This is a genomic window from Bradyrhizobium sp. IC4060 (genome assembly GCF_020193715.1).
In the GTDB taxonomy this organism is placed as follows: domain Bacteria; phylum Pseudomonadota; class Alphaproteobacteria; order Rhizobiales; family Xanthobacteraceae; genus Bradyrhizobium; species Bradyrhizobium yuanmingense.
The window spans coordinates 77201-92945 of sequence record NZ_JADYVJ010000009.1 but is presented as its reverse complement, the minus strand read 5'-3'; the positions used below and the strand labels follow the sequence as shown (position 1 = coordinate 92945).

17 protein-coding genes and 1 tRNA gene are annotated in these 15745 nt (G+C 59.4%); 12 read left to right on the top strand and 6 right to left on the bottom strand.

Annotated features, from left to right (window positions below; all coding sequences use genetic code 11):
• Positions 1 to 83 precede the first annotated feature (83 nt).
• The 7 genes from hisD to I6F16_RS25900 all read left to right on the top strand — a co-directional run bounded on the left by hisD (position 84) and on the right by I6F16_RS25900 (position 5643).
• Positions 84 to 1379 (top strand): histidinol dehydrogenase, encoded by a 1296-nt coding sequence (gene hisD, locus I6F16_RS25930; RefSeq protein ID WP_225113372.1) that lies wholly within the window; start codon positions 84 to 86, stop codon positions 1377 to 1379.
• The gene (locus tag I6F16_RS25925) at positions 1376 to 1873 is read left to right on the top strand and encodes a UPF0262 family protein (RefSeq protein WP_225113371.1); all 498 of its coding nucleotides are present in this window, start codon (positions 1376 to 1378) and stop codon (positions 1871 to 1873) included. Before hisD ends, I6F16_RS25925 begins: the two co-directional genes overlap by 4 nt.
• A gap of 71 nt (positions 1874 to 1944) precedes the next feature.
• Positions 1945 to 2412, top strand: a complete 468-nt coding sequence (locus I6F16_RS25920) for an arsenate reductase ArsC (RefSeq protein ID WP_036026992.1) — start codon at positions 1945 to 1947, stop codon at positions 2410 to 2412.
• A 154-nt stretch (positions 2413 to 2566) separates the two neighbouring features.
• Positions 2567 to 3196 (top strand): Maf-like protein, encoded by a 630-nt coding sequence (locus tag I6F16_RS25915; protein ID WP_225113370.1) that lies wholly within the window; start codon positions 2567 to 2569, stop codon positions 3194 to 3196.
• A 156-nt stretch (positions 3197 to 3352) separates the two neighbouring features.
• Positions 3353 to 3535, top strand: coding sequence for a DNA gyrase inhibitor YacG (gene yacG, locus I6F16_RS25910; RefSeq protein WP_036027000.1), 183 nt, complete (start codon positions 3353 to 3355; stop codon positions 3533 to 3535).
• 186 nt (positions 3536 to 3721) lie between these two features.
• Positions 3722 to 3797: transfer RNA gene (locus I6F16_RS25905), tRNA-Phe, on the top strand.
• A gap of 85 nt (positions 3798 to 3882) precedes the next feature.
• Positions 3883 to 5643, top strand: a complete 1761-nt coding sequence (locus tag I6F16_RS25900) for a site-specific integrase (protein ID WP_225174127.1) — start codon at positions 3883 to 3885, stop codon at positions 5641 to 5643.
• 68 nt (positions 5644 to 5711) lie between these two features.
• Here I6F16_RS25900 and I6F16_RS25895 read toward each other — a convergent pair whose 3' ends face one another.
• Positions 5712 to 6308 carry a hypothetical protein gene (locus I6F16_RS25895; protein ID WP_225174126.1) on the bottom strand — a complete coding sequence of 199 codons (597 nt, stop codon included), beginning with the start codon at positions 6306 to 6308 and terminating at the stop codon, positions 5712 to 5714.
• 238 nt (positions 6309 to 6546) lie between these two features.
• Here I6F16_RS25895 and I6F16_RS25890 point away from each other — a divergent pair, with 238 nt between their 5' ends.
• Positions 6547 to 6750 (top strand): hypothetical protein, encoded by a 204-nt coding sequence (locus I6F16_RS25890; RefSeq protein ID WP_225174125.1) that lies wholly within the window; start codon positions 6547 to 6549, stop codon positions 6748 to 6750.
• A 72-nt stretch (positions 6751 to 6822) separates the two neighbouring features.
• A complete protein-coding gene (locus tag I6F16_RS25885) occupies positions 6823 to 7629 on the top strand; it encodes a S1/P1 nuclease (protein ID WP_225174124.1) in 807 nt (268 codons plus the stop codon).
• Between the two features lie 31 nt (positions 7630 to 7660).
• On the opposite strand, the gene I6F16_RS25880 is transcribed toward I6F16_RS25885, so the two are convergent.
• Positions 7661 to 8089 carry a hypothetical protein gene (locus I6F16_RS25880; protein WP_225174123.1) on the bottom strand — a complete coding sequence of 143 codons (429 nt, stop codon included), beginning with the start codon at positions 8087 to 8089 and terminating at the stop codon, positions 7661 to 7663.
• Between the two features lie 117 nt (positions 8090 to 8206).
• Between I6F16_RS25880 and I6F16_RS25875 the strand changes: the two genes are divergently transcribed.
• The 3 genes from I6F16_RS25875 (at position 8207) to I6F16_RS25865 (ending at position 10591) form a co-directional block, all read left to right on the top strand.
• Positions 8207 to 8449 carry a helix-turn-helix transcriptional regulator gene (locus I6F16_RS25875; RefSeq protein ID WP_225174122.1) on the top strand — a complete coding sequence of 81 codons (243 nt, stop codon included), beginning with the start codon at positions 8207 to 8209 and terminating at the stop codon, positions 8447 to 8449.
• Positions 8450 to 8775: 326 nt separating this feature from the next.
• Positions 8776 to 10083 carry a phospholipase D-like domain-containing protein gene (locus I6F16_RS25870; RefSeq protein WP_225174121.1) on the top strand — a complete coding sequence of 436 codons (1308 nt, stop codon included), beginning with the start codon at positions 8776 to 8778 and terminating at the stop codon, positions 10081 to 10083.
• 13 nt (positions 10084 to 10096) lie between these two features.
• Positions 10097 to 10591: a hypothetical protein gene (locus I6F16_RS25865; RefSeq protein WP_225174120.1), complete on the top strand. Its 495-nt coding sequence runs from the start codon at positions 10097 to 10099 to the stop codon at positions 10589 to 10591.
• A 418-nt stretch (positions 10592 to 11009) separates the two neighbouring features.
• On the opposite strand, the gene I6F16_RS25860 is transcribed toward I6F16_RS25865, so the two are convergent.
• The 4 genes from I6F16_RS25860 to I6F16_RS25845 all read right to left on the bottom strand — a co-directional run bounded on the left by I6F16_RS25860 (position 11010) and on the right by I6F16_RS25845 (position 14941).
• Positions 11010 to 12299 (bottom strand): hypothetical protein, encoded by a 1290-nt coding sequence (locus tag I6F16_RS25860; protein ID WP_225174119.1) that lies wholly within the window; start codon positions 12297 to 12299, stop codon positions 11010 to 11012.
• A 119-nt stretch (positions 12300 to 12418) separates the two neighbouring features.
• The gene (locus tag I6F16_RS25855) at positions 12419 to 13051 is read right to left on the bottom strand and encodes a hypothetical protein (RefSeq protein ID WP_225174118.1); all 633 of its coding nucleotides are present in this window, start codon (positions 13049 to 13051) and stop codon (positions 12419 to 12421) included.
• A gap of 362 nt (positions 13052 to 13413) precedes the next feature.
• The gene (locus I6F16_RS25850; RefSeq protein ID WP_225174117.1) at positions 13414 to 13956 is read right to left on the bottom strand and encodes a hypothetical protein; all 543 of its coding nucleotides are present in this window, start codon (positions 13954 to 13956) and stop codon (positions 13414 to 13416) included.
• A gap of 244 nt (positions 13957 to 14200) precedes the next feature.
• Entirely contained in the window at positions 14201 to 14941 is a 741-nt protein-coding gene (locus I6F16_RS25845; RefSeq protein ID WP_225174116.1) for a recombinase family protein, read from the bottom strand.
• Positions 14942 to 15745: the final 804 nt, after the last annotated feature.

Sequence of the window (15745 nt, the reverse complement as noted above, 5' to 3'; positions counted from 1 at the left end):
ACGCAGCTTCCCCGCCGCGCCATTGAGCAGGGGACCTGGTGCGCCGATCCGCCCCTCAAGACCAGCCGGAAGCCAAGCGAAACATGCCCGTTCGCCTCGACCGCAGCAGCGCCGATTTCGACCAGCGATTCGCAGCCTTCCTCGCCGCCAAGCGCGAGGCTTCGGCCGATGTCGAGGCCGCCGCGCGCGCGATCGTCGACGACGTGGCCAAGCGTGGCGACGCCGCCCTGCTCGAGGCGACGGCCAAGTTCGACCGCTTGAGGCTGGACGCATCCTCCTTGCGCGTCTCCGCCGCCGAGATCGAGGCCGCCGTGAAGGCCTGCGAGCCTGCGACGCTGGATGCACTCAAGCTCGCGCGCGACCGCATCGAGACCTATCACCGCCGCCAACTACCGAAAGACGAGCGCTTCACCGACCCGCTCGGCGTCGAGCTTGGTTGGCGCTACACCGCGATCGAATCCGCCGGCCTCTACGTCCCCGGCGGCACGGCGGCCTATCCGTCCTCGGTGCTGATGAATGCCGTGCCGGCGAAAGTCGCCGGCGTGTCGCGCCTCGTGATGGTGGTGCCCTCGCCGGACGGCAAGCTCAATCCGCTGGTCCTGGCGGCCGCCCATCTCGGCGGCGTCACCGAGATCTACCGTGTCGGCGGTGCGCAGGCGGTGGCCGCGCTGGCGCATGGCACCGCGACCATCGCGCCGGTCGCCAAGATTGTCGGCCCGGGCAATGCCTATGTCGCTGCCGCGAAACGGCTGGTGTTCGGCAAGGTCGGCATCGACATGATCGCCGGCCCCTCGGAGGTGCTCGTCATTGCCGACGACACCGGCAACGCCGATTGGATCGCCGCTGACCTCTTGGCGCAGGCCGAGCACGATTCCAGCGCGCAGTCGATCCTGATCACGGACTCGGCGCGCCTTGCCGCCGACGTCGAAAAGGCGGTCGAGGCGCAGCTGAAGACGCTGCCACGCGCCGCGATCGCCAGCGCGTCCTGGGCCGATTTCGGCGCCGTTATCATGGTGAAGAACCTGGGCGACGCCGTCCCGCTTGCCGACGCCATCGCGGCCGAGCATCTCGAGATCATGACCGTCGATCCCGACGCGCTCGCGGCGAAGATCCGCAATGCCGGCGCGGTGTTCCTCGGACCGCACACGCCCGAAGCGATCGGCGATTATGTCGGCGGCTCCAACCACGTGCTGCCGACGGCGCGCTCGGCGCGGTTTTCCTCCGGGCTCTCGGTGCACGACTTCATGAAGCGCACCTCGATCCTGAAATGCGGACCGGATCAATTGCGTGCGCTGGGTCCGGCCGCGATGACGCTCGGCAAGGCGGAGGGGCTGGATGCCCATTCCCGCTCGATTGGATTGCGCCTCAATCTGTCATGACAAAGCCGCCCGCACAGGACGACTCGACCAATCGCATCGTCGGCGTCTCGCTCGACGAGGAATCGATCGGCCGTTCCGGGCCCGACATCGAGCACGAGCGGGCGATCGCGATCTACGATCTGATCGAGCAGAACCTGTTTGCGCCCGAGGGTGCGGAGGGCAAGGGCCCGTTCACGCTGCATATCGGCATCACCGGCAACCGGCTGATGTTCGACATTCGCCGCGAGGACGGCACGCCCGTGGTCGCGCATCTGTTGTCGCTGACGCCGTTCCGGCGGATCGTGAAGGACTATTTCATGATCTGCGACAGCTATTACCAGGCGATCCGCACCGCGACCCCCGACAAGATCGAGGCCATCGACATGGGCCGCCGCGGCATCCATGACGAAGGATCGCGCACGCTGCAGGAGCGGCTGAAAGGCAAGGTGCGGGTCGACTTCGAGACCTCGCGCCGGCTGTTCACGCTCATTACTGTCCTGCACTGGAAGGGTTAGGGCATGGCCCGGAAAAGTGTGCAGCGGTTTTCCGACAAGGCCATGCCCTCTATCAAAAGAGGCTGAGCGCGATGGCGGATCCGCCACGCGCACGCGATCCTCAGTCGGTGCTGTTCGCCTGTGCGATGAACAGCGTGCGCTCGCCGATGGCCGCGAGCCTGTTGCAGCACATGTTTCCGCAAGGGCTCTATGTGAAGTCGGCCGGCACCAAGAAGGGCGAGCTCGATCCCTTCGCCGTGGCCGTGATGGGCGAGCTCGGCCAGGACATCTCCGGCCACAAGCCGCAGACCTTCGAGGAGCTGGAGGATTGGGAGGGACTGAATTTCGACCTCATCATCACGCTCTCGCCCGAGGCGCATCACAAGGCGCTGGAGCTGACGCGAACGCTCGCGGCCGAGGTCGAATACTGGCCGACGCAGGATCCCACCACCATCGAAGGCAGCCGCGACCAGAAGTTAGCTGCCTATCGCGAGGTCTGTGATCAGCTCCTGATGCGCATCCGGCGGCGCTTCGCCAAGGTCGGCGCGGCGAGCGGGTAGCGTCAGCCCGCCGTAACACCCGCGTCACAGAGAGCAGGCACAGCCGTGGCGGATACCTCGAATCACCAAACTCCGGTTCCCGGGTTGTGAAATCAGCCCCCTTCCGATAGGTTCCGCGCGCAATTCACCCCTGCCTCATCTTCCAAATCACCTGATGCTTGGCCGCCCCAAATTCGTACTTGCCTCCGGCTCGCCGCGTCGGCTGTCGCTGCTCAACCAGGCCGGCATCGAGCCGGATGCGCTCCGGCCGGCCGACGTCGACGAGACGCCGAGGCGGGGCGAGCTGCCGCGCGCCTGTGCCAACCGGCTGGCCAGAGCCAAGGCCGACGCTGCGCTGAAGTCGGTGCAGCTCGACGACGAGCTGCGCGGCGCCTTCATCCTCGCCGCCGACACGGTGGTGGCGGTCGGCCGCCGCATCCTGCCCAAGGCCAATCTGGTCGACGAGGCCGCGCAGTGCCTGCGGCTGCTGTCGGGCCGCAACCACCGCGTCTACACCGCGATCTGCCTGGTCACGCCGCGCGAGGCGTTCCGCCAGCGCCTGGTCGAGACCCGCGTGCGCTTCAAGCGCCTCTCCGAGGACGACATCCAGGCCTATATCGGCTCTGGCGAATGGCGCGGGAAAGCCGGCGGCTACGCAGTGCAGGGCATCGCCGGATCCTTCGTGGTTAAGATGGTCGGGTCCTACACCAATGTCGTCGGCCTGCCGCTCTACGAGACCACGACACTGCTCGGCGGCGAGGGCTTTCCGATCCGCTTCGGCTGGCTCAATACCACCACGGTGTGAGCCCAAGGGCCGCGCCGACAAAAACCTCGAAAACAACCCCATGCACAGTAGAATGGCCCCGCCGGGTCCGACCAGCGGCGCATGCGCAGCTGCACCGGGAACCCGTTTCCGGGCAGGCTCTTGAACCCCGTCACCCCGTGTAAGCTGCCGACATCCATGGACGACCAAGTCAACAAGCCCACCGGCCCGCTCAAAACCTGCCCGATCTGCGGCAAGCCGCAGACGCAGGCCACCCGTCCGTTCTGCTCCTCGCGCTGTCGCGACGTCGACCTGAACCGCTGGCTGAAGGGCTCCTACGTCATCCCCGGCCGCGACGACGAAACCGACGACGTCGAATAATCGAGCTGTATCAAAGCTTTAATTGCCTCGCTGAAGCGCCGAGCGGCAGCCGCAGCAACCCCGCCCGATCTTGTGCACAGAAGGGCCGCGCCCGGCGCAGCCACTTGGCGAAGCCGGGTGGACAGGCCGCTCCGAGCCCACTATAAACCGCCCGCTCGATGGGCTTTGGCCCCTCTCTTGGAGCACGCCCAGGTAGCTCAGTTGGTAGAGCATGCGACTGAAAATCGCAGTGTCGGTGGTTCGATTCCGCCCCTGGGCACCATGCTCTTGAAGGTTCGTTTCCCTTCAATAACTTAAGCCCTTACAGTGACTTGCGCTCGCCTGACTGTGTAACAACGGTGAGCAACATGCTGTATCGGGTGGTGCGACCAATGAAGCGCGATGGCTCGCGATTTCAACTCTACGTGCGGCGAATTCCGGTGGATGTGCGGGAGCGGCTGATTGGCCGGACGCTGCACTTTCCTGTTGGTGATGAAACGCATGCTGTAACGATCTCGCCCCGAGCGCAGGCCATTAGGTTCTCCCTGCGTGCCGATGATCCCGCCGTCGTGAAGCAAAGGATTGCGGCGGCTGACCAATACTTCGAGCGGATCCTTCGCGCCTTTCGAGACAACAGCCCGACCTCCCTCACCAACGCTCAAGCAACGGCTTTGGCCGGGCGCCTCTACAGAGCATGGGCCGGAGGCGAAGGACGCGAGCGTACGCATGCCGTAGAGCAGGGACCGGACGGCAAGATGCACCCGGTACCCCACGATCCTGAGGATGACGCTGCTATCTTCGAGGCGGCCCTCGTGCGTCTCGTGCGGCTGGAGACCATCGGCAAGCATGAAATGGATAAGCCGAGGCCACTGCGCAACCCGGTAGACCTCGACCACCTTCCTCCCGCCGACGAGTGCCCCGAAGTTGCGAACCTAGAGATTCACCTAGGCCGTCTTGTTGATCGCTTGTTGTTGTCTGAAGGCATACGCTGCGTTGACACCGCGTCTCGTGGTCTGCTGCTGAAGGCGTTTTGGCTAGCGCTGCGTGATGCGTTTGAAGTTCGCTTGCGAAATGCTCGGGGAGATTATTCTCCTGACCCGAGGTCAGAGCGCTTCCCTGCATGGGTCGGACCGAACGCAGTCACCGCCATTCCCCCGCAACGGACGGCCATGAAAGCTGGCTCGCTGGTCTCATTGGTCGAAGGGTGGTGGGTGGAGGCAAAGGCCCGCAACCTCAAGCCCAGCACCCACGAGAGCTATAGCAACTCAATGGCGGCTTTCGTTGCGTTTCTTGGTCATGATGATTGCAGCAGGGTGACCAAAGATGACGTGATCGGCTTCAAGGATCATCGTCTGGCAACCATCAATCCCCGCACTAAGCGTCCAATCACTGCGAAGACAGTGAAGGACAATGACCTCTCCGGGCTGAAGGCTGTGTTTGGCTGGGCCGTGGCCAATGGAAAGATGCACAGCAATCCCGCTGAGGGCGTCACACTCAAAGCTTCGAAGCCTCGCAAGCTGCGCAGCAAGGCGTTTACCGAACAAGAAGCCAAAGCCATCCTTACGGCAAGTCTGCATGTGAAGCGGGGCCGCGAGCAATCGGAGACCTTTGCGGCGAAACGCTGGGTCCCCTGGCTTATGGCGTACTCGGGCGCCCGAGTAGGTGAAATGGCCCAACTGAGGAAGGAGGACCTCAAACGGAGCAAGGACATTTGGTATCTGACGGTTACACCTGAGGCAGGAACCGTGAAGACCAACGAAGCGCGAGACGTGGTTCTCCATCCTCACCTTATCGACACCGGCTTTGTGGAGTTTGTAAAGTCGGCGCCTCCCGGCCACCTTTTCCTTCGCCCCGCCAATGACGGCGATGTGCTTGGGCCCCTCCAAGGCATCAAGAATCGACTTGCGGAGTTTGCACGCGAGATAGTCACGGACAAAGGTGTTGCGCCGAACCATGGCTGGAGACACCGCTTCAAGCCGATTGGCACGAGGGCTGGCATAGATCGGCGAACGCTGGATGTGATTTCTGGGCATGCCCTTGAAGGGCGCACCGTTGCGGATGGATATCATGGTGTCGAGCTTGAGGACCAAGCGGCTGCACTCGCCAAATATCCGCGCTATGAAATATGAGTTCGGTGTCTGACGGACTCTGAGATAGGCGCCCCGATGGACTTGTCTGGCCAGCTCGGCAGCTGCGCTCACCGCAGTAGCGGCCAAAGCGTCCGCTTGTGCAGCTTCTCAATTGGCACGTCCAACAGGTCCCATCTATCAACGAATGCCTGCAAATTGCGCTTCATCTGTTCATGATGACCTCGATGCGTCTTGCGGTTGGCGCTGAAGCAGAGATAGATCGGGAAAGTGAAGCTCCGCTTGCCCAGCTTCAAGGTCTCCCGTTTTCGTGCCGGTACACCAAACCAGTAGTTGGCGTGGCGTCGGCAGAGCTTCTCCGCAAGAGCCACCGGTAAGACGACGAACTTGCATGCATTTTCAATATAGCCAACAGCGACAACTATATCAGCCAGGAGAGGACTGTCCTTTGAATTGAAGAAGCTCTTGCTATCGCGAAGGTAATTTGTCGAATATCCAAAGCCCATCCAATTGCCACTGCGGCTTTGCTTTTCGAAGTCCGTCGTCTTGACCTGAATCGTTACCCGCCGCTTTCCCTTAACGGCAATCAGATCAGCATTGGAAGCCATTTGTGCGGTGTCCAGCCTCACCGGGTGCCAACCGTGTTTGGCCAGCTGCAATTCGACCGCCAACTCTCCTAACAGTCCGATCTTCGCCTCTCGGTCCATCAGCCTCTGGTCCCCACCTTGCGGACCAAAGCTCTACCGATCGACATCGGTAAGCAATCCCCCTTTGGATGGTATCGACCATTACCACGTCCATTGGTTCACCGGAGTGTGCGAAACAGGCCCCCGTGAACTATTCCAGCTTGGACTGTCCGCTGAGTGTTCATTGACCCCAAGGCCGGTGAGCTAGGCGTGCGCAATGCGGTGAAGACGGCGCGTAACAAGGTTAATGCGTTCGTGCGTGAGGTGGAAGGATAAGAACGTTGATCCAAGCCACGGCTGGCGCCATCGCTTCAAGACTGTGGGAATTGATCAGGGCGTCGAGATGCGCGTGCTGGATGCCATTCAGGGGCATGCGCCGCACAACGTCTCGGAGGGTTACGGGGACGTTACCATCAAGGCGAAGGCAAACGCCATTGCTAAGTTTCCGAGCATGGTGGTCTAAGTTCTTGTCGTGTTTGCCGTCTTCCAAAAAGAATGCTTCGATGCGTGAGAGGTCGCTATGCGAGGGATGCCGGTGGGTCGATTGCTTGTTGCCGCGTTGGCTTTCTGCTGGTCCTACTCCGAAGCCCACGCTTGGGGTGACAAGGGTCATCAAGCAATTTGCGAAATCGCCTTCAAGCTCGTGCGGCAAGATACGAGAGCCGAAATTGAAAGGCTCATTGCCCTAGATGCGCGATTCAAAAGCTTCCCAGACTCTTGCACATTTCCGGACAATCCACGCATTCGGGCCCCGGAGCATTTCGTAAATCTAGCCAGAGATGCTGGCGGGTTTTTAGCCGACGAGTGCCCTAAAGCGGATGTGTGCGTCCTATCCGCCATACGAAGCGACACGCAAATCTTATCTTCTACGAGCGAAGACGATTCGAAGCGACTGATAGCGCTTAAGTCTTTGGGGCATTGGGTCGGCGATGTGCATCAACCGCTTCATGTTTCCTTCGAGGACGACCGTGGAGGAAACAAAATCGTCTCCAGCGGTGAATGTAAGAACTTGCACGCCGTGTGGGACAATTGTTTGGTGCTCTATTCGATAGGTCCAGATTGGGCGGACGCCGCGGATGAACTCATTCAGGCGATGACTCCTGAAGAGAAATCGCAGTGGCTCTCCTCTACTCCAAAAGATTGGGCGACCGAGTCATTTGCGATCGCGCGGGCGCTATCGACGGGTTATTGCGTGATGAGTGGCCCTTCGTGCGATCGACCAAAGGCGAGTGTGACGATCTCCGAGGAGTATCTGGCGGCGAACGAGCCGGTTGTGAAAAAGCAACTGCTCAAAGCGGGAGTTCGGTTGGCTCAGCTTCTCGATCTCGCGCTAGGCAGGTGAGCCTTGGTTCAAGTCTGAAATCACTTGGCCACTAGCGGGTGTTGGCGTATTGCGTTGCCGACTCCTTGCAGGCTGCGATCTTCGCACAGGCGAGCATGGCACCATCGCGCAGGTGACTCTCGTAAGAATCGCTGTCGTGCCTCGCGTGAAGATAGGCTCCGAGTAAGGCCGCAACGACCAAGACAACGACGTAACGGGCCCGCTCCAAGATCAGCCGCGCTTTGGGGGTCTTCTGGATCCAAGTGACCGTCGCCAAGAATATGGCCGGTGTGCTCACAAGAAGGATGGCAACTTGGAGGCCGCCCGACTCGATATCCAGCCGCTTCAGAACCTGATGTTCGAGCCAAAGGCATAGCGCGATGAAGCCCCAGATGGTGGCCCAGTAGCTGGCCATATCGAAGAGAACCTTGATGGGGTCGTCCTCAGATAGCTTTGGGGCAGTGTTCTCCGTGCTGGCCATTCCGGCATTCCTCATTGCTGGGCAACAACAATTGTAGACGATAGTCATAATCACTCAAGTAAAAATGGGACTCATAGTCCGTAGACCCAAAGTCATCATGGCGGCCTGCTCCCATGGATGGATGACGAGACCGGAATCATTGACGTGGTGGCAGAAGCCGTGCGGAAGGCACGCAAGGGGCTCGGGCTGTCCCAAGAGGATTTAGCCTTAGAGGCGGGGCTAGATCGCACCTACGTCAGCCAAGTCGAGAGGGGCACCCGCAATTGCACCATCATCGTCCTGGCCCGCTTGGCGAAGGCCCTGAAAACGACCCCTGACCGCTTGCTCGTGCCTCAGAGGAAGGGGCGGGGGCCGTCCTAAATCTCGTCCGGTGTCAGGTTGATCACTTTGAGCACCGGCCGCGAGGAAGCAGGGCCCGTCACCGGTTGCGGGGACGACGCATTGCGCAAGATCGCTCTCGATCCAAAGCGGACTTCGGCAGTCACTCACACAATGTCAGCATGTGAGATGACCTTTGAATTATCTCGATGGATGCTCGCCTTATCGCTGTTGCTCACGGTGTGCGGTTGGGTGCGACAAAATGACAAGGACAACTCAGGCGAGTTGCGTCGTTCCAATTCCGTTTCTTGGTGTAGGTTAAGCGATATTGAACGAGCTACCTAGCGAGTCGTCTGGAGACGGTTGCTATGCAGGCTGCGGTCAGGATTGCTCTGCTTGCCATCTTATTTTTGCTGCCCTGCAGTGTCTTTGCTCAAAGCAACCAGGCATCGGAGAAGGATGTACCTTCGGACACACACTCCGTAAGGATGGTGTACTTCAATGCTGATCCGCCACTTTGCGCCACTTACGCTATATCCGGTGCGTCTTACCCCACGAATACGTACTGTACGAGAGCTGACTCCTCGACTCTCGAAGAGCACCGCCTGACTCAGTTTACTCGTTCCCTACTTGGCACGAAGCTCGGTCATATACAGCTATTTTTCTATGGAATGGACAATCCGCGATACGCCAGCGTGATCTGCCAGTTAGTCTCGTTCGGCGCGACTAGTGTTCAAGTAGCGATACAGGCAGACCGCTCTCCATTAGGCGTACGCGAAATTGAGCGCTGTGCTCAATCCGCGACCGTGCCGTTTTCAAGCCGCGCGTTGGGCAGAAACGCAGATTTTTCGAGCTTTCACGTCAAAATTGCTGCGTTCGAACGAGACGACACGACGATCATCCTGACGGGAAGCGGCAACCCCATGCTAAACTCGGAGGCCTTCCATGACTACGCAATTGCGTTTGAGGTAAACTCAGCAAGTGCATTTTCGAGATGGCATGCCTGCATCGGGCTCGTGTTCAGCCTGAAGCCTGAAGATCTGACGTTCTCACGAGCCTCTGAGCTATACCAGCAGTGTGATATCTGGCGTCGAAGCTCCGCTGGCATTCAGCCATTCCTACTACCGTTTGATCGAGACGCATTTGTCTCAGAGTGGCGGTCGCTTGCTTCGGCATCCGTTCAAATTGAGATTATTGTTCAGCATGCCAATTCTACCATTATTCGTGACGCGCTATTGGATTCGCTGAGGCGCGGCAACCACGTAAAGATCATCATGGACGATGACATAGTGTGGGCCAAGAGAGCGCGACCTACTGGCGCAGAGACTGAGTACTACAACACGCCCGAAGAGTACGATCGATGGTTAGAGCCGCTGATGCAGGCGGGAGCAGAAGTGCGATTTCTTCCTACCAATCACCACACTTTGCCGCATAATTTTCTACACATAAAGCTAGCAAATTTTTTGATGCCTGACGGGTCGCGCGTCTCCATCTTCGGTGCCCCTAATATGACGCGAGCGGCATTGTACCGAAACTTGGAGAATGCATATTCGACAGCACTGGCATCGATTACCACGAAGTTTTCAGACTCCTTTTCGATGTACTGGGAGCGACTGTCCATCGACCAAAGTGCAATGCCGAAGGAGGACTTCCCGCCGACTCGTATCAATCCTTGATCACGGTGAAACAATGGACCCTAACCAGCTAATAGAAAAGTTCGCTGACTCTTGTAAGCAGCTAAAAGCGGGCCTTGATGCGTCGACCAGAAAGGTTGAGCGTCAACGCTTATATTGTGAGTTCATAGCCTCCATGCACGAGCTACAGTATTGGGTAACGAAACAGCATCGAGGTGAGCCACTTGATCCGCAAGTCGAGCAGCTATGGGAGAAAATATCGAAGTTGGTGGATGGTTTGTTTGAGGCGCGGCTATTGAAATGGAGTTCCGCCGTGAAGCGGGAAAGATCGTTCTTTCCTGCAAGTGATGATGATGGCGACTTCGCCGGACAAATAGCTGCTGCTATCGACGCTTGCCTTCAGGGCTTAAGGGACGCAGACGGCATGAATGAGCGCGTAGAAGCCGCAAAAGACTGCGTGGATGACTTTCAGGATATCTGGGACGGCGATCTGGATGACGATCAACATGAGCCCGGTGGTCTTCGCATCAACCGGTCATCCACCTCTTAGCTTTAGGGACGACACGTTGACGGAACCTAGAGCAGGTCGGGGTTGGCCCTTAACAGACCTTGCTCGTGGCGCGGCGGATGTCGGCTTCCCGCCAAAGCAGACCCAGTAGGCTCGGTTCTACGTCGCGCTACCCCTTGCTTCATCATCGAGGGGCTCAATAAGGGGACTTGGGGACTCATTCGCCCGAACTAAGAGGTGGCCCTACTAAATCGACCTTGGGGCCGGAAGCTCGGCCTTAGTGGATTGCCCTTAAAGGTGGCCGTGTAGGAGGGGTGGTGTCACCCTCCCAACTTGAAGGGAAATCCTTAGAGACCCCACAGAGATAAACCCACCAAGGTTGCTCCTCTAAGTTCTCCCCCCCTCTAGCTTCCTCCTCCATTAGCGGAGGCGTAAGGCCCAGTATTGCCCTAAGCGACTGTTATCGTGGGCAAAATTCTATGGAAACAATCGCGCAGGAAGATCCCGTTCCCATGCTGAACGCAGCCTGCATCGCGCCAGCCGCAACGTAGGCCTTTGATTCTGCGACCAGCACCGCGTCATGAAGTGGCAGGGCGGTGACCCCGAGGCTCGCCAGATGGGCGATGATCCCGATCAACATATCGCTCTCGAAGCGCATCAATTGAAAGCCTAGCCCGGTCCCGAACAAATGAGCGATAGGCTGATGGCGCGCGGCTAGCATCTCGGTCGCGGTCCGGAGTTTAAAGCCCGAGGGGAAGTGCTGAAGCGTGCCCTCCGGCCAATTCCGGAGAGGTCCGTCCGAGAACAACATCGCGTTCATCAGCGTCTTCCAGCCATCTCGGCCGGAGCCATCTCCTGCGACGTCATAGATGTCACCTTCCGGCTGCGGCTTGTCGGCCCTCGCGTATGCGAGGCGAGGAAAAAGTTGCCTGTAATCGACATCAGCAATTCGCTCGCCATCGATCCGGATGCGCTCAAACCGCTCGGTTCGCTCCATGCCCATCCAGAAGCCACCAGCGAGGCGGCCCCCCTGTTTCCAGTCGGCATTATTGAAGATCCGGCGGAGGGAGCGGCGATAGGGAGCGATGACCTGCCCATCTTTGCCCAGAGATAGGCCGGCGTCCTGACCAGTCACCGCGATGTCTGCGCTGCGCAGACCCTCATTGATGCGCCGTACCTGTCTCGAAAATTGACGAGTCTTCGCGGACTCGCGAAAGGCAATCGCGCGGGCACGCCCATCATCATCCTTGCCTTCTTTTAAAATGATCAGAGCGCGGTCGTCGACTTGCTCGACGCTTCGCCAATCGGGTGGCGCCAGCGGAAGATGCTCAGCGAGCGATGCGCTTGGTCGAATGAGCGACGGCACGCGCATTTTATCGGACAGCCTATATCCCCTTTGCTCCTCCTCGATCAGGCCAAGCGATGCAAGGCCATCTATCGCGGATAAGAAGTGCTGGCCGTAGACCGGGTTGGCGCTGCCATCGCCCCGCCAAAGGAAGCCGTGCGACCGGGGCACCGCGAGCTTGGGGCCGCAATCGATTGCGCTAAGCAGGATCAAGTTGCAGGCCAGCGCCTCCACGGCGAGGCCGAACTTCTCCTCATCTGCTTCCTTCCTCGCTCGCTTCCTCGCGCCGCTCGCGGATTCGTGGTGCAGGAGTGCATAGCGCAGGCGGTAGACTGCATAGCGAAGCTCGGCTGTCTTGGCCCGGAGCAGTGGATCGAACCACATTATGTTGGCTGATTGCGTCATGGGGCCGTGAAGCATGTGTTCAAAGTGGCCTGCTCGAACCCTCGATATGCACGCACTGCTTCACTCCGACCAGATCGCTCATGGGAATGCTGCGACCCGCGAATACTTGCGGCCATCGATCAGCTCGCCGCGCGGGGCCGTCCATAGCGCTGCCGGTGGGCCAGGATGCCGGCGACATGCTTCTCAATGACCCAGTCGCAGGGCTCTTCCAGCATGCGCCCCATCTCCCGCAGAACCCGCCCGGTGGACTTGGGGAAGGCGTGCATTTCGACCTGCCGCTTCCTGCCCTGATGGTCCTCCAGGACCCACACACGATGCGTGCCGGAGGCCAGACGGTGGACGGCCTTGCAGATTTGCACTGTCCGAAACTCCTTTGCGCGGGGCGCTGTGGCGTCGGCCTTGATGAGGGCCGCGACGGCGAGGACAATGGAGACAATCCGCTGCGGGGGCACGCCTTCAACACGGAGCCTCGCCAGTCCGATCTTGGCCCGCTTTGTGGCGGACATGCCTTTGAGGCGGGTCGCAATTTCCACCGGGCCAGCGTCCTCTAGAGCCCGTCCCATGTCCGCAATCGCGGCGGCGATGAACTTATCGTTAGCTGCCCGAAGGCCGACATACGCCGTCGCTGCCGTGATGAAAGGCCGCAACTCGGAAGCCTTGAAGCTCGGCCGCCAGTAGGACCCATGACGCTGCCGGTGCTCAACGTGGCGCCTACAGTGGAAAGGGGCGAGGCCTTCGCGGGCCGCCTTCATGGTCGGGCGCCCGCAACCGGGAATGGCGCACTTGGCTGATGCTGCGAGCGGGCCTAAGCGGATGCTTTCCTTAAGGGCCGCACGCCGTTTTGCCCGCTTGCCGCTAGGCTTCAGCACTGGACCCGCCTTGCCATTGAACCCGATACTTCTCATGCACCGAGTCCGCTAGATGGAGCGCGACGCGCAAGAGCATCTCGTAATCCACCAACGTCAGATCGGTCGATAGTAGTACGGAGTGTCCTGAATCTGAGAGCCGTAGTGCCTCTCCAACTCCCGCCTGAAGTTGCCAAGTGCAAACTGGATAATATCCTCGCGGCCTTTGGACGGTTCCGAGGCGTTGTTTGATTGAACGTGGGCCCACGCTACGCGTCTCCGATCGTATCTCGCATGACGTATACTCCCGCCGTTTTGTACCTTTCTGGATTCGCTATGCGATCTCGGTACGCTTCATCTGCAACTCGTGCGGCAACGTTTTTGGTTTCGGCGATTAGTGCCCGCTCGCCAGCCGTTTCCGGGAGGCGTGGCTTGACGTCGGCGATCGCCTGGGATTCAAAAAGTCGCTTATAGGCCGCTTGCCCATCAGCGGAGGTCCGACTTTCACGAAGCTGTTGAAACAGAGTGTTCTCCTGCGCCGACCAGAAGTTCAGTTTCTCCATAACGCATTCTAAGCGAGACATCTCCGGATCGTCCTTCAGGACTTCCTCGATGCCGATCGCTACGCCGTGTGCCAACATCACCGAGGGTGATTTCTCGCCGCCGTATCCATTCAGATAAACACGTGTGCTGTCGGGCTTGACCCAGATGCAACTGTACGCAACGGGCGCAATGCCATCGAAGCGCTGCGGCGGTTCTTTGTGCTTCGAATGAGGAAAGAGTAGGTGAGGCCGAGTCAGATTCTTGATCATGCTAGTCCGCTTCGCCGTTTGCGCTTCGCAGGCGGCAAACTAGGAAAAGCGTCTCGATCGTGTCAATCCCCCCACAGATCCCCTACCCACCAGGAAGTGCTTGTGCTGCAGGGGTTTCTTTCATCCGGTAGCTACCCCAACGTGGGTGTCGAGTATCCGCATGCGTACCCTAATGGTCCCACCAAGGTGCCCTTGCACAGGGGGGCTGGTTTCAAGGCGCATGCCCTGGCTCTACTGCCCACACTCAGTCTGTGGGCCGCTGTGGCGCACCCCTATCCGACGGTGGTGCCCTTCGCAGTACCCTTGCGACTTGTACCCCTGTCCACTCGGCATGTCCTCGTGAGGTAGGGATACCTCTATCGGTGAGTGCGCAGGCCAACCCTTCATAGGAGGTTACCCCTTGGCCTTGTAGTTCTCTGATGGTCGGTATGAGGTCCTGCGCTCGCTGGCTGGCTATCGTTCCGCGGGCGAGCCTGCTTGCTAGGTGTGCTGCCTTGGATATCGACACTCCCCGGAAGCCTCCAAGCTTGACCCCCCGCTTCTTGGCGGCTGCAAGGGCCGCCTTGGTTCGTGTGGAGATCAGGCCCGCTTCCAGCTCCGCCACGGCGGCCATCTGTTGAAGCATGAATCGACCAGTGGGGCCTTCGATTGCGGGCAGGTCGGCGAAGCGAACTTCCACGCCAGATTCCAACAACCGCGAAAGAAACGCGACTGACCTTGTAAGGCGATCCACCTTGGCAACTACAATAGGAACGCGATGAACGCGGGCCGCAGCGAGGGCCCGCTCTAAGGCCGGCCTGTCGCTTCGGCGTCCACTCTCAACCTCCTTGAACTCCGCTATGACTTGCCCGTGCTCCTTCAGGTAGGCCGCAACAGCTGACCTCTGTGCGGCTAACCCGAGACCAGATGCTTCCTGCTTCGCTGTCGATACGCGATAGTAAGCGACAAAGCGATTGATCGTGACTGACATGCACTGCTCCAACATTTGCAACAACGTCCGTTGACATAAATGTTAGGAGACATCTCTATGCACGCGAAGATGCTTCTGATGAGTCAAAACGACTCAGGCCGCTTTCTGAGCGTCTAATTTTGCGGATCACATGAGTGCGGCGATACGCAACGTGCTGATGTTTGAAAGACGCACCCGGAATATTGATAACGGCGCGGCCTCTGGGCTGAGCTTTGAGTGCGGCGTCCTAATTCGTAGAAGTCACAATATGGTGGCAGCTAGATACAAGCTGGGACACACTAGCGGTTCAGGCGCAGATTCTTGCTGAGTTGAGCGGGGGCAGGGGGGTAAACCGCAGCCTCGCTGCCACACGTCACCTGCCGCGTTTGCGACCCATTTGAGATATCGGCCGGGCTCCTCGATTGCGTGGCCAAGGTGCTGGAGGACTCCGCAGGTAGGTTAGCGCGTGCCTGCGAGAACGCGAGGTGCGACTTGCCGAACGGATGGCGTCCAATTCAGAGGATGTCCAGCCGGCTCCTACACTGAGGACTCAATGCGCCTCCCCGTCCGCGAGCTAAGCGAGTGGTGGGCTGCTTACTTCGCCTGGGAGTGTGCGTGAGCCTTCAAGACTCGTCGTGGGGGCACGATCCGTCCTAGCCCTCTCAGGACTCAAGTCCACGTCGGTCGCGCCGACCAGACTTCCGGAAAAGGTCCCTAGTTAGAGGGGATATGTCAATTTCTATCGTATTTACAATGATTTATGCGTTTGTTGGCGCAATGTTGGAACATGGGCCACTCCCATGATCCCTTCATAGGTGCGACCCCTTAAGGTCCGGGTTT